This is a genomic window from Sphingomonas sp. M1-B02 (assembly GCF_026167525.1).
GTDB lineage: Bacteria > Pseudomonadota > Alphaproteobacteria > Sphingomonadales > Sphingomonadaceae > Sphingomonas.
The window spans coordinates 1,229,917-1,242,849 of the sequence record NZ_CP110679.1; the positions used below are offsets into that span (position 1 = coordinate 1,229,917).

General features: G+C 66.1%; 16 protein-coding genes. 4 read left to right on the top strand and 12 right to left on the bottom strand.

Going from position 1 to position 12,933, the window contains the following annotated elements:
* Positions 1–113: 113 nt before the first annotated feature.
* Positions 114–1,265: an N-acetyltransferase gene (locus tag OKW87_RS05845; RefSeq protein ID WP_265543038.1), complete on the top strand. Its 1,152-nt coding sequence runs from the start codon at positions 114–116 to the stop codon at positions 1,263–1,265.
* A 45-nt stretch (positions 1,266–1,310) separates the two neighbouring features.
* On the opposite strand, the gene OKW87_RS05850 is transcribed toward OKW87_RS05845, so the two are convergent.
* From OKW87_RS05850 to OKW87_RS05890, 9 genes are all read right to left on the bottom strand, one after another.
* Positions 1,311–1,592 (bottom strand): hypothetical protein, encoded by a 282-nt coding sequence (locus OKW87_RS05850; protein ID WP_265543039.1) that lies wholly within the window; start codon positions 1,590–1,592, stop codon positions 1,311–1,313.
* Between the two features lie 231 nt (positions 1,593–1,823).
* The gene (xth, locus tag OKW87_RS05855; protein ID WP_443025082.1) at positions 1,824–2,597 is read right to left on the bottom strand and encodes an exodeoxyribonuclease III; all 774 of its coding nucleotides are present in this window, start codon (positions 2,595–2,597) and stop codon (positions 1,824–1,826) included.
* A gap of 2 nt (positions 2,598–2,599) precedes the next feature.
* The gene (gene erpA / locus OKW87_RS05860; protein ID WP_265544013.1) at positions 2,600–2,941 is read right to left on the bottom strand and encodes an iron-sulfur cluster insertion protein ErpA; all 342 of its coding nucleotides are present in this window, start codon (positions 2,939–2,941) and stop codon (positions 2,600–2,602) included.
* 40 nt (positions 2,942–2,981) lie between these two features.
* Positions 2,982–3,254, bottom strand: coding sequence for a type II toxin-antitoxin system RelE/ParE family toxin (locus OKW87_RS05865; RefSeq protein ID WP_265543040.1), 273 nt, complete (start codon positions 3,252–3,254; stop codon positions 2,982–2,984).
* Positions 3,229–3,423, bottom strand: coding sequence for a type II toxin-antitoxin system RelB family antitoxin (gene relB / locus OKW87_RS05870; protein WP_265543041.1), 195 nt, complete (start codon positions 3,421–3,423; stop codon positions 3,229–3,231). The genes OKW87_RS05865 and relB overlap by 26 nt, the downstream gene beginning before the upstream one ends.
* 86 nt (positions 3,424–3,509) lie before the next feature.
* Positions 3,510–4,688 (bottom strand): M23 family metallopeptidase, encoded by a 1,179-nt coding sequence (locus tag OKW87_RS05875; RefSeq protein WP_265543042.1) that lies wholly within the window; start codon positions 4,686–4,688, stop codon positions 3,510–3,512.
* A gap of 116 nt (positions 4,689–4,804) precedes the next feature.
* Positions 4,805–5,599 (bottom strand): ferritin-like domain-containing protein, encoded by a 795-nt coding sequence (locus OKW87_RS05880; protein WP_265543043.1) that lies wholly within the window; start codon positions 5,597–5,599, stop codon positions 4,805–4,807.
* Positions 5,596–6,069 (bottom strand): peroxiredoxin, encoded by a 474-nt coding sequence (locus OKW87_RS05885; protein ID WP_265543044.1) that lies wholly within the window; start codon positions 6,067–6,069, stop codon positions 5,596–5,598. The genes OKW87_RS05880 and OKW87_RS05885 overlap by 4 nt, the downstream gene beginning before the upstream one ends.
* A gap of 11 nt (positions 6,070–6,080) precedes the next feature.
* Positions 6,081–8,756: a bifunctional [glutamine synthetase] adenylyltransferase/[glutamine synthetase]-adenylyl-L-tyrosine phosphorylase gene (locus tag OKW87_RS05890; RefSeq protein WP_265544015.1), complete on the bottom strand. Its 2,676-nt coding sequence runs from the start codon at positions 8,754–8,756 to the stop codon at positions 6,081–6,083.
* Between the two features lie 131 nt (positions 8,757–8,887).
* Here OKW87_RS05890 and OKW87_RS05895 point away from each other — a divergent pair, with 131 nt between their 5' ends.
* Positions 8,888–9,019, top strand: a complete 132-nt coding sequence (locus OKW87_RS05895; protein WP_265543045.1) for a hypothetical protein — start codon at positions 8,888–8,890, stop codon at positions 9,017–9,019.
* Between the two features lie 15 nt (positions 9,020–9,034).
* On the opposite strand, the gene OKW87_RS05900 is transcribed toward OKW87_RS05895, so the two are convergent.
* The 3 genes from OKW87_RS05900 to OKW87_RS05910 all read right to left on the bottom strand — a co-directional run bounded on the left by OKW87_RS05900 (position 9,035) and on the right by OKW87_RS05910 (position 10,796).
* A complete protein-coding gene (locus tag OKW87_RS05900) occupies positions 9,035–9,700 on the bottom strand; it encodes a sigma-70 family RNA polymerase sigma factor (RefSeq protein WP_265543046.1) in 666 nt (221 codons plus the stop codon).
* A gap of 89 nt (positions 9,701–9,789) precedes the next feature.
* Positions 9,790–9,927, bottom strand: a complete 138-nt coding sequence (locus OKW87_RS05905; protein WP_265543047.1) for a hypothetical protein — start codon at positions 9,925–9,927, stop codon at positions 9,790–9,792.
* A 71-nt stretch (positions 9,928–9,998) separates the two neighbouring features.
* On the bottom strand, positions 9,999–10,796 hold the full coding sequence (locus OKW87_RS05910; protein WP_265543048.1) for a response regulator: 798 nt from the start codon (positions 10,794–10,796) through the stop codon (positions 9,999–10,001).
* A 310-nt stretch (positions 10,797–11,106) separates the two neighbouring features.
* Between OKW87_RS05910 and OKW87_RS05915 the strand changes: the two genes are divergently transcribed.
* Complete coding sequence (locus OKW87_RS05915; RefSeq protein ID WP_265543049.1) at positions 11,107–11,235, top strand: NepR family anti-sigma factor; 129 nt, start codon at positions 11,107–11,109, stop codon at positions 11,233–11,235.
* A gap of 9 nt (positions 11,236–11,244) precedes the next feature.
* Positions 11,245–12,813, top strand: a complete 1,569-nt coding sequence (locus OKW87_RS05920) for a sensor histidine kinase (protein ID WP_265543050.1) — start codon at positions 11,245–11,247, stop codon at positions 12,811–12,813.
* Positions 12,814–12,933: the final 120 nt, after the last annotated feature.

The following is a 12,933-nucleotide window of genomic DNA, read 5'->3' on the forward strand; positions in this document are numbered from 1 at the left end:
TCAATGTTGGCAGTAACAGGGGCGCAGGGCCTTGCCCGGACACCACCGACGTTGCGGCTTGACATGAAGCATGCCGCGCGGGACGTGATGCCGCTTCCAGAAAGGCCCGGTCCATGTCTTCGCTCTCGATCCGTCCCGTCTCCTCGAAGCCCGACCGAAAGGCGTTCATCGACCTCGCCTACCGCCTGAATGGCGACGACCCGAATTGGGTCGCGCCGCTCCGCGATGAAGTCGCCTCCACGATCGATCCCGCGAAGAATGGTTGGTTCAGCCATGCCGAGGCGCAGCTGTTTCTGGCGGAGCGCGACGGCAAGGTGATCGGCCGCATTTCGGCGCATATCGACCGCCTCGCACTGGAAATGCCGCCCGAGCAGGGCTTCGGCCCCGGCACCGGCTTTTTCGGCCTGTATGAGGCCGAGGATCGCGAAACATCCGATGCGCTGATCGCCCGCGCCGAGCAATGGCTGCGCGACAAAGGAATGGCTCGCGCGATCGGACCGGTCAGCCTTTCCATCTGGGAAGAGCCCGGCCTGCTCGTGAAGGGATATGATCATCCGCCGACGGTGCTGATGGGGCATCATCCCCCCCGCTATCGGGACTGGATCGAGTCTGCCGGATACGCGCCGGTCAAAAAGCTAGTCACCTATGAGCTCGACATCACGGGGCCGTTTCCGCCGCTGATCCAGCGCGTGATTGCCGCGGGACACAAGAATAAGCGGATCCACATCCGCCAGGTCGACAAGAAGCGCTTCGCGGAAGAAGCCGCGATCATCCTGGGCATCCTCAACGATGCGTGGTCCGACAATTGGGGCTACGTGCCGCTGACCCAGCCCGAGATCGACGACGTCGGCAAGAAATTGAAACCGCTGGTCTATGAGGACCTGATCCGGATTGCCGAATATGACGGCGAGCCGGTCGCCTTCATGATCACCCTGCCCGACTTCAACGAAGCGCTGAAGCCGCTCAAGGGCTCGCTGTTCCCGTTCGGCTGGGCGAAGCTGTTGCTGTGGTTGCGCAAGCCCAAGGCTGTGACGATGCGGGTACCGTTGATGGGGGTGGTCAAGCGGCTGCAAAGCTCACGGCTCGCCAGCCAGCTCGCCTTCATGATGATCGAACTGATCCGGATCGAGGCAGTGAAGCATTATGGCAGCAGCCGCGGCGAGATCGGCTGGATCCTCGACGACAATCAGGGGATGATCGCGATCGCCGATGCGATCAACAGCCGCATCAACCGCGAATATCTGATCTACGCGAAGCCGCTCTAGGGCGAGCGGGGCCCGCGGACGCTTTTGCGCCGCGGGCCTGCGCGTTCATTGAGCGGGGTCGACCCCGGTGATGGCGATCCACTGGGCGCGCGTCCGACAGACCGACTTGGTCAGGATGGTCCCCGTCGTCGACGCGGGCTTGACGCAATAGCGCCGCTCCTTCGACGGCTTGGTGGGCTTCACCGTCTCGTTGCTCGGATCGACGCGTACGGTCTTGGCCGCATCGCTGCCGGGATCAGCAGCGCTTGCGGGCGCGACGCTGGCTACGGCGAATGCGGCGGCAGCGACGAAGGCAAAGCCGCGGGCGAAGGTGGTGCGGTTGGTCATGTTGATCTCTCCTCTTTGTGCAGAACCCCAGGCGCTCCCTCGTTCCGCCTGCAAGGAGGATAGTGCATTAGTCGTGCCAGACACTCGGATGCCTATATCTCAATGGTTTAGCCAACCCCGCCTCACAGAGTCACTGCTATACATCAGCAATACACGCTAGAAATTAGCGCGGTTTGCGATCGACCCGGTCAGGGATGGGATTGACGCCGCATTCCTGCAGCGCCTGGGCGCTCAGCGCAGCCGTACCCAGGTCGGGGCGTGGTCGCTGGCCCGCTCGCGACCGCGATAGTCCTTGTCGACTCCGGCACCCAGATAGCGGTCGGCGGCCTGGGGGCTCAGCAGCAAGTGATCGATCCGGAAGCCGGCGTCGCGCTGCCAGGCGCCGGCCTGATAGTCCCAGAAGGTCCAGACCCCGCCGGCGGGGTATCGCGTGCGCAGCGAATCGGTCCAGCCCTGGCTTAGCAACTGGCGATAGCGCTCGCGCGATTCGGGCTGCATCAGTGCGTCGCTGGCCATCGCGCGCACCGAGAAGGTGTCGTCATCATTGGCGATGACGTTGAAGTCGCCCGCCAGCACCACCGGCCGCTCCTCGGCAAGCAGCGCGCGCGCGCGCTCGGCCAGACGGTCCATCCATTTGAGCTTATAGTCGAATTTGGGCCCCGGCTGGGGATTGCCGTTGGGGAGGTAGATGGAAGCGACGATCAGATCGCCCACCTCGCATTCGATATAGCGGCTGTGCGCGTCCTCCGGATCGCCGGCGAGGCCGCGCTGGCGCTCGATCGGTTGCGCGTCGCGGGCGAGCACGGCGACGCCGTTGAAGCCCTTCTGCCCGTGCCACACCGCGCCATAGCCGGCGGCCTCGATATCCTTGACGGGCAGCGTCTCGTCCGCGCCCTTGAGTTCCTGCAGGCAGACGATGTCGGGCTTCTGCTCGGCAAGATATTCGAGCAGGCGCTCCATCCGCGCCTTGATGCCGTTGACATTGTAGGAGACTATCCGCGGCAAGATCAGACCGAGAAGCTTGTGCCGCAGCCGCAGCCCGAGGCCGCGCCGGGATTTTCGACCTTGAACGCCTGGCCGCCCAGATTGTCGACGAAATCGACCTGCGATCCGCGCACCAGATCGAGGCTGATCGAATCGACGACCAGCTTGACCCCCGCGGTTTCCGCAACGGTGTCGTCGCCCTCGATCGCATCGGCCATGCCGAACTTGTACTGGAAGCCCGAACAGCCGCCGCCCTCGACCGAAAGCCGCAGGATCGCGGGCTTGCCCTGCTTCTCCGCAATCCACGCGACGCGTGCGGCGGCGGAGGGAGTCAGCGCGATGTCGGACTGGGTGACGGTGGCCATGGCATGGAGATAGGGCGGCATCCGCTCGGGAGCAATGCGGTCAGGGATATTGCTGACGGGCGTGATTGACGGCGAGGATCTCTATCGCGTCGCCGACCTTGTAGACTAGGATATAGTTGGGATGTACGACCGCCTCCCGAGTGCCGGGAAAGCGACCGGGGCGATAGAGATAGGGATGCTTCGGCAGCGCCTGCGCGACATATTCGATGCGTGCGACCAACTGCTCGGCCGCCGCTGGATTTCGATCGGAAATATAGTCGGATATGCCCCGAAGGTCGGCGCGTGCCTCAGCCAGCCAAACGAGCGGCAGCATCGCGCTTTGCTTGGATGAGCGCCCGAGTTTCCGCCATCACTTCGTCATGCGGGATGGTTGGTTTGGTCGAAGCGAGGGCCGCGGCAATCTTGGCGCGAAACCAAGCGTCGTACGCATCGGCTTCCTCGGTAGTCTCGAATTCCGACTCGATCGGCGAGAGCTTGGTCATCCACCGAATATAACGCAGAAAGCGCTATCTGGAAAGATGTGGAGGTGGGGACCGCCTCCATGAGCCGCCCCGCCTCTCCCTGTCTCCTACTTCGCGGGGCCGCCGATGCCGCCCTGCGCGCGATCCTGGACCGAGGCCAGATATTCGCCGGTCTGGAGGAACGGCACGGGGTTGACCGCCTTGCCGTCGACCCGGACTTCATAATGGAGATGGCTGCCGGTCGAGCGGCCGGTCGAGCCCATCAGGCCGATGATCTGGCCGCGGCGGACGCGGCTATTGTCGGCGACGAGGATCTTCGAGAGATGGCCGTAGCGCGTCTCGATGCCGCGGCCATGATTGACCTGGACGAGATTGCCGTAACCCCCCTGGCGACCCGCATGCGAGATCACGCCGTCGGCGGTGGCATAGATCGGCGTGCCGATCGCGCCGGGGATATCGACGCCGGCGTGCATCGCCGCGGTGCCGCGGAACGGATCCGAGCGGACGCCGAAGCTCGAGGTGAAGATCAGCTTGTCGACCGGCTGCATCGACGGGATCGAGATCACCGTCTGCTCGAGCAGGTCGAGCTTCTTCCAGGTGAGGAACAGCGCGCGGAACTGCGCATCCGAATTTTCGGCCGAGGCCGATCCGGTCGCGCCGTCATTGCCGTCCATCGGCTCGAACGGGCCACCCATCGCACCGCTGGTGCGAACATAGCGCTCGGGCGCTAGGCCCAGGCGGCGCATGTGGCTGGCGGTCTGCGCATAGCGTGCTTCGCCGGCGGCGCGGGCCTCGCCGGCAAGCGCCAACTGGCGCTGCTCGACCTTGCGCAGCGGTGCCAGCATCTCGTTGGCGACGGCGCTGGTCTGCGGCGCGCCGTTCGGCAGCGCGCGCTCGATCGTGCCGCGATCGGCAGTACCGTTCAGCGTCGCAGAAATAAGCGCCTGACGCTGCTCGACGCGCGCGGCGTGCAGCCGGGCGGCTTCCTTGGCGGCGGCGACATCTGCCTGCATCTGCGCGACCTGCTGGCGCATCTGGGCGACCTGATCCTCAGGCGATGCCGTCACACCGCTGATCGCGATCGCGCCGACCATCGCCTGCGCGACGCCATAGCCGGAGAAAAGGACGGTAACCGTCGCGACGCTCGCCATGAACGCCTGGGTGCGGCCGGCAATGCTGAAACGGCGCAGATCGCGGCCGTCGTGAAGAATGAAATCGCGGGTAGTGAAAAATTTGCGGAACCGTTGCCCGAGGTTCGCATTCTTGATCTTGGAAGCGTTCGACATGAGTCCCCGGTGCCGTAAAAGCAACGCCGGAAAATACCCGACGCCGCTTGATAATCCCCAAAGTCCCAGACGGAGCCCCTCCGCGCTTGGACGCAGGGTGCTTTTGCCCAGACCCGTCAGGGAACGGCAAGGGCCTGATAATATTCCCGGGTCAGACCGGCTTCGTCGCGCGCCGAGTCGTTGAATGGAGCCTTAAGCAAGCCCCCGTAATGCTTTGTCACCAGCGCCTGCCACGTCGTTTCGGGAACGCAACCGTCGCGGATGCAGGCCGATTCGAACCAGGTTGTGCCGGCCCGGACGTGGCGGACCTCGTCGCTCAATATGCGAGTGAGAATCCGCACCGTGGCCGTGTCGCCGCCGGCGGCCAGGCGCTCGATCGTAGCTGGCGTGACGTCCAGTCCACGTGCCTCCAGCACCATCGGCACGACCGCGAGCCGCGCCAGCGGATCATGCGCGGTCGCGGCCGCCGCTTCCCACAATCCGTCATGCGCCGGCATTGCGCCATAAAAACTGCCGAGCTGCTTCAACCGCCGTTCGAGCAAGGCGAAGTGCATCGCCTCGTCGGCGCCGACCTGCATCCAATCGTCGGTGAAACCGCGCGGGAATTCCCCGCCGAAACGCCCGACCGCGTCGAACGCAAGATCGATCGCCACGAATTCGATATGCGCCAACGCATGGATCAATGCGATCCGCCCGCGCTCGGTACCGCCCTTCCCCCGCTTGGGCATCCGATTGGGGGGCAGCAATTCGGGAAATTCGGGTCGCGCCGGGCGATCGGGCATCGCCACGTCGAAGGCGTGCTCGAGCCGCCCCAGCCGCCAGTCGCGCGCGGCGGCGCGCGCCGCCTTGATCTTGGCGCCCGGATCGCCGGCGTCGAGCACGGCACGTGCCGCCGCCGCAACGCTGTTCATCGGCCGAGCATGGCCTTGAGCGCCTCGAGCACCTCGGCCGCATGCCCGGGCACCTTCACCCGGCGCCATGCGCGATGCAGCGTGCCGTCGGCGGCGAACAGGAAGGTCGCCCGCTCGATCCCCATATAGCGGCGACCGTAAAGCTGCTTCTCCACCCACACGCCGAACGCCTCCATAGCCGCGCCCGAAGCGTCGGTCGCCAGCGGCACGGTGAGATCATATTTCGCCGTGAACTTCTGATGTTTGGCGGGGCTGTCTTTAGAGATGCCCAGCACGCGCGCGCCCAGCGCCTCGAACGCGGGCAGCAGCGCCGTGAAGTCCTGCGCCTCGCGGGTGCATCCTGCGGTATCGTCCTTGGGATAGAAATAGACGACCAGCGGTTGCCCGGCCAGATCGGTCAGCGTCATCGTGTCGCCGCTGGGCGTGTCGAGCGCCACCGCCGGAAGCCTGTCGCCTTGCTCGATCGCCATAATCGCCTCCCTCAATTGCCGCGGATGCCCTCCCAGCAGGCGCGGACCTCCTGCCGGGTCCGCTCCAGCGACGCAACCACCTCGTCCCACGAGCCGAGGCCGACCGCGCGCGCGATCAGTGCCTGCGTTGGCGCTCCCGGCGGCTGCGCATCGGGCGCGACCAGCCGCAGCGTCACCAGCAGCCGCGAAAGCAGATCATGCGCCGCGCGCATCCCGGCCGGCATCCGCCCTTCCGCGATCAGCGCATCCACCGCGCGCCCAAGATGCGTGTCGAAGCCGGTGCGATATTGCAACTGCAGCGTGTGCACCGCGAACTCCAGGTCGACGAGCCCGCCCTCGAGCATCTTGGCATCGAGCGGACCGGCGGGCGGCTTGTGCGCCGCCATCTCGCTGCGCATCTTCGCGGCGTCGGCCACCACGTCGCGCGCGGGCCGCGCGCCGTTGAGCACGTCGTCGATGATCGCGCGAACCTCGGCGCGCGCCGCGTCCGACCCGAACAATGCCCGCGCCCGGGTCAGCGCCATATGCTCCCAGGTCCACGCATCCTCGCGCTGGTATCGCCGAAACCCGTCGAGCGACACCGCCAGCGGCCCCTGGGTGCCCGAAGGCCGGAGCCGAGTATCGACCTCATATAGTGGCCCTGCCGCGGTCGCGACGGAGAGCGCGGCGGTCACCCGCTGCGCAAGCCGGTTGTAATAGGTCACCGCCCCCAGCGGCTTTGCACCGTCGGACTCGGCTGAATGATCGCCGGTGAAGAGATAGATCAGGTCGAGGTCGGAGGCGTGGGTCAGGGCCCCGCCCCCCATTCGCCCGAGAGCGAGAATCAGAAGCTCGCTGCCGGGGACCCGGCCATGCGCCTGCGCAAACTCGGCCACGGTGGCCTTGGCCAGCACCTCGACCGCCGCTTCCGCCACCCGCGCATAGCCCGCCGAGACTTCGAGCGGGTCGCTCGTCCCCGCGACGATCTGCGCGCCCAGCGCGAAGCGCCGCTCGCCCACCACCCGGCGGACATGCTCGAGCAGCCATTGATAGTCGGCGCCCCGCTCGCGCGCGGCCATCTCCTCGATCAGTCCGGGGATATCGGGCACCGGCTTCAACGCACTGGCGTCGATCAGTCCGTCGAGCAGCTCTGCCCGCCGCCCCAGTTGCTCGGCCAGCGTCGGCGCGTGGCACAGGATCGCACTCAACAGCCGCGCCAGCGCCGGCTGCGCTTCCAGCAGACGGAAGAAGTTGATCGCGCTGGGCAGCCGCGACAGCATCGCATCGAAGCGGGTGATCGCATGCGTGCTGTCGGGCGCCTGTGCGAAAGCCTCGATAAGCCCGCCCAGCACCGCTTCGAGCGCCTCGCGCGCCTGCGGGGTGCGCAGCGCGGGATAGCTTCCGCCGCGCCAGCCCTCGATGATCCGCAGCGCCCCCGCCGGATTGTCGAACCCCGCTTCGGTCAGCCGCGTCTCCAGCCTCTCGGAATCGCCCGAAACCCGCGCTTCGCCTTCATCGGCCAGCGCGTCATAGACTCGCCCCACCCGCTCGACATGCGGCGCCAGCAAGGCGAGCAGCGCCTGGCCGTCCGCCAGCCCATGCAGCTGCGCGACGGTATCCAACGCCTCCGGATTGGCCGGCAGCGAATGCGTCTGGCGGTCGTCGACCATCTGCAGGCGATGCTCGATCGTCCGGAACAAGGTGTAGCCGTCGCTCAGTGCCGTCGCATCGGCCGCATCGATCCGCCCCGCCGCGGCCAATGCCGCCAGCGCATCGCGCGTCGCCGGCGCGCGAAGTGCGGGATCGCGTCCGCCATGGATGAGCTGGTGGATCTGCGCGAAGAATTCGACCTCGCGGATGCCGCCGCGCCCGCGCTTCAGATCGTAGCCGGGGCCGAAGGCCTGCGACTGCGAATAATGGTCGCGGATGCGGTGCGAGATATCGCGTATCTCGCGGATCGTCCCGTAATCGAGCGCGCGGCGCCACACGAACGGCCGGATCGCCTCGAGGAAGCTCGACCCCAGGCCGCGGTCCCCCGCCGCCGCCCGCGCGCGGATGAAAGCGGCGCGCTCCCACGGCAGCGCCTGCGATTCATAATAGGAGATCGCCGCCTCCACCGGCAGCACGATCGGCGTTGCCTCGGGCGAGGGCCGCAGCCGCAGGTCGACGCGGATCACATAGCCGTCGCCGTCCCGCGACTGGAGCAGCTCGATCACCCGGCGGCCGATCCGCACCGCCGCTTCCTGCGGATCCTCGCGCGGGCGGCACGGCAGCGTCTGGGGATCGAAGACCAGGATCGGATCGATGTCGGAGGAATAATTGAGCTCGCGGCTGCCCTGCTTGCCCAAAGCGATCGCCGCGAAGCCGCGCGGTTCGGCGTCGGGACTGCGCTCGAGGATTGCGGTGCGGATCGCCCGATCGAGCGCATCATCGGCAAAGTCGCTGAGCAGATGGGTGACGCGGGTCAGATCGAACCGGCCGGAAAGATCGCCGATCGCCACCAGCAGGGCCAGCCGCCGCCGCTCGAGCCGCAGCCGCCGCGCTTCGTTCATCTCGCCGTCGACCGCACGGGCGGCGGCCAGCGGATCTTCGAGCGCGGACTCCAGCTCGGCAACCAGCGCCGCCTCGCGATCGAGGAGGTTCGAGAGAAAGTCGCTGTGCGCCCGTATCCGCGAGATCGCGTCGTCCAGCGTCGTCGGCTCAACCACCAAGGACACGGCTAAATGCGCGCTTCAAGGAAAACAGCAACTGTCAAGCAACAATTTGCCCGGCGCGTCGTTTTACCCACGTGATTTCCTCATGCTCTTCCAGCTCCAAGCCTCACGCCGCTGCATATCGCGTGCGCGGTCCACGCGCGAGCGATGCGATCGAGCGGTCGTTGCGCAACGTCTATGTGCGCGACATCGAGTTACCGGAGGATATGCTGTCGCTACTGCGCGAGCTGGATCGGGATATTGGAAGCGCGCACTGACGGGCGCCGAGCGGATCAGCGATCGCGACTGAGATCGTCGACTTCGTCCATGATCGTATCGAGCGCGCCCTTGCCGTCCGGATTGGTGACGCTATCGCGGCGAGAAGGCAATTGCCCGTCGGTCATCAGCGCCTCAAGAGCGACGCGGCCACGCGCGACCCGGCTCTTGATCGTGCCGACCGCGACGTCGCAAATCTCAGCCGCTTCCTCATAAGCGAAGCCCCCTGCCCCGACCAGGATCAGCGCCTCGCGCTGCGGCTGGGGAAGGTGGAGCAGCGCGCGCTGCATGTCGGCAAGCTCGACGTGGCGATCCTGGCTGGCCGGCGCGGCGAGCAGCCGGTCGGCCACCAGATCGTCCCACTCGCCCTTGAAGCGCGCGCGGCGCATCTGGGAAAGATAAAGGTTGCGGAGGATGATGAAGGTCCAGGCGCGCATATTCGTGCCGGCCTGGAAGCGTTGACGTGCCGCCCAGGCCTTGAGCAACGTCTCCTGCACCAGGTCGTCTGCGAGATCGCGGCTGCCCGAGAGCGAGCGACCGAACGCACGCAGATGGGGGATCACCGTCGCAAGCTGCTTCTTGAACTCGGGGTCCGAGAGCGCGACGTGGACATGCGGAGCCTCGGCTTCCGCGCCATCCTCGCGGCCATCCTCCCCGTCGTCGGGCGTTGCGGACTCAGTCATTCTACCCCGTTCAAAAGCGCGCCGAAAGGCCAGTCATGGAGATAGGCATCGCAGCCGCGATTGCCAGCGTTATCGAGCCAGCCTGCTCTTCAAACGTACAGGATGAAGGCGAACGCGACGATCACCAGCACCAGGCCGATGCCCAGCACATAGCGAGTCATATGCGGCGTCGTGCCGGCGCGGGCACGATCGGTATTCACGCGGATAGGTTCTTCATTGTCAGCCATATTCGCTCAAACCCATGGAAACCGTTTTGGGTCCGTACCAGATGGAACCCGCGCCGGATTTATTTGCTATCTCAGACCGGTACGGTCGCCTGATCGAAGAAAAGCGCCTGGCTGATCGTGGTCTTCACGGTCTCGCGCTGGAAGGGCTTGGTGATCAGGAAAGTCGGCTCGGGCCGCTCGCCGGTCAGCAGGCGCTCGGGGAATGCGGTGATGAAGATCACAGGCACCGAGAACTCGGCGAGGATGTCCTTGACCGCGTCGATGCCCGAGCTGTCGTCGGCCAACTGGATGTCGGCCAGCACCAGGCCGGGACGGTCTTCCATCGCCAGCGCCACGGCTTCGTCGCGGGTCACGGCGACGCCGGTCACCTCATGGCCCAGATCGCGGGCGATCTGCTCGAGGTCCATCGCGATAAGCGGCTCGTCTTCGATGATCATCACGCGGGTGCGCGTCTGGCGCTCGATCTCGGCCACGGCTTCGGCGACCAGCGCGGTCACGCTCTTGCTGTCTTCCTCGATTAGATAGCCCGCATCCTCGATGCTGAAGCCCTCGACCGTGGTGAGCAGCAATGCCTGGCGCGAAAGCGGCGCGAGCCGAGCGAGCCGCTTGCGGGCGATCGCCTCGGCCTCGTTGGAGCCGTCGTCGATCATGTCGTCGTCATCGAGATGGGTCGACTGCCAGATCGCCTGGAAGGTGCGATAGAGCCCGAGCCGGGGATCGACGTCGCGCGGAAACTGGTCGGGCGCCGCCACGATCGCTTCCAGCGCCGCGCGGACGTAGCGATCGCCCTCGGTCTGGCTGCCGGTCAATGCACGGGCATAGCGCCGCAGCAGGGGAAGATGGGGCGCGAGTTGCTGGCCGAGCGACATAAGCGAAACATTCTCCTTCGTGGGATGCGGTCGCTTAGTCGCGCCCGCTCGTCCCCATTGCAAACGATTTGGCAATCCGAAGGTACCCCTCCCGGATATCGCATCGCCTGTGGAACAATCGGCGCGCTATTTGGTTTCATCGCCCAAGCCACGCGGTTCATCAAGTGCCGCGCAGGCGCTTGCGCTCCAGCGCCACGACGTTAATCGGGTAATGCGCCCGGCAGATTTACAGCTCGGGTTCCGGCTCGGTCCGGTCCTCAGGGGGGAATTGGTGGGTTCCGCTAACGAAGAAAATGGGAGGCAGCCGCAGATGCGGCCCAAGCCTGAAGACGGCAAGCCGAGCCGCGACATCGGCGATGCGCTGCGTCAGGCCTATGACGACGCCGTAAGCGAAGCCGTGCCTGACGATCTTCTCGACCTGCTCAAGAAGCTCGATTAACCCACGCCGATGGATAGCCCGGATCAGGTGCCGCGCGCCAAGGGGCTAGCGGCGAGGTTGAGCCGCATGCCGACCGGCGCCAAGGTCTTCCTGATCCTGGTTGGCGCACTGCTCCCTCTCGCGCTGATCGCACTCTTCACCACCTTGCAGACCACGCGCAACGCCGAGACCGAGGCCCGCGAGCGCCTTCGCGTTCTCGCCGACGAGAGTTCCAGCGTGGTCGAGAATGTCCTTGCCACGCATGTTGCGCAGCTTGCGGAAGCCCTGGCCGCGCTTCGCAACAATCCGGCCGATGCCGAGAGCTGCTCCAGCCTTACCGAGACCATGTCGCTTCAGGAAGGCGTGCGCTTCGCGGTCGCCGACGGCCGCGGGCGCGTGTTGTGCGGGGCGCGGTTCACCGCGGCGGGATCGGTGGTCCTCCAGCCCGGGCAGATCTTCGGCTCGATCGTCGACGGCGGGTTGATCCTGCGGGTCGGCGGCCGGGACGGCGCGAAGGCGAGCGCCTATTATCCAGTGACGACGCTTGGCACGCTCGCGCGCCCCAGCGGGTTCGTCCCCGAATATGGCGCGGCACTGGTCAAGGGAGATCAGCGGCTGGTCTTGCGCAATCTGAACGGGCTCGGCCCGTTCAACCGGCGCGAGACTGCGCGCAGTGCGTTGTCGATCGACGATCTCGCGGTCGAGATGTCGATTCCGGGCGCGCCGATCAGCTCGCCGCTGATGTTCGCCACGGTGCTGCTCGTGCTGATGTGGATCGCCGCCGCGGCGATCGGCTGGTTCGTCGTCGATCGGCTGCTCATCCGCCCCCTCCGCCGGCTTCGCACGAGCGTCGGCAATTATCGGCCCGGCGAAGTCCTGGACATGAAGCGATTCGGCGCGATGCCCGCGCAGGAGATTCGCGAGCTGGGCGACACCTTCCGCGACATCACCCGCACGGTGAAGCTGCACGAGGCCGATCTCGCCGAGGGGCTGGTCCGCCAGACCAAGCTGACCCGCGAAGTCCATCATCGGGTAAAGAACAACCTCCAGGTCATCTCCAGCCTGATCAATTTCCACGCGCGCGGCGCCAAGAATGTCGAGGCGGCCGAGGCCTATGCCTCGATCCAGCGCCGAGTCGACGCGCTAGCGGTCGTCCATCGCCACCATTATGCCGAAATGGAGGAGAATCGAGGGCTCGAGCTGCGCTCGGTCATCGGCGAGCTCGCCTCCAGCATCCGCGCCACGGCGCCCGAGCGTGCGGCGGGCCTGGGCATAACCCTCGATATCGAGCCGCTGCTGGTCAATCAGGACGTTGCGATCGCCGTCGCCTTCCTGATCACCGAACTGGTCGAGCTGGCGGTGAACTGCAATCCGACGACGCAGATCAGCATCTCGATCCGCGGCGGTCCCGAGGAGGATCGCGCAACGCTCCGCGTCAATTCCCCCGCTTTGGTCGAGGGCGCCGAGCTCGCTAGCCTGCTCGAGAATCGCTACGGGCGGATCATCGGGGGCCTGGCGCGCCAACTGCGGACCAAGCTCCACCACGATCCGCTGGTCGGCGCCTATGAGGCGTCGATCGCGATCACCGGCCGGCCCTGAGCCCGGCCAAAACTTTTCAAAACTTTTTTGGGCGATCCTTGGAACCCCCCTTCGAGATGGGTGTTTTATAGTTCGGATAGTGACCTTTTGCCCCCCCGCTCTCGCTATCCAAGACATGGG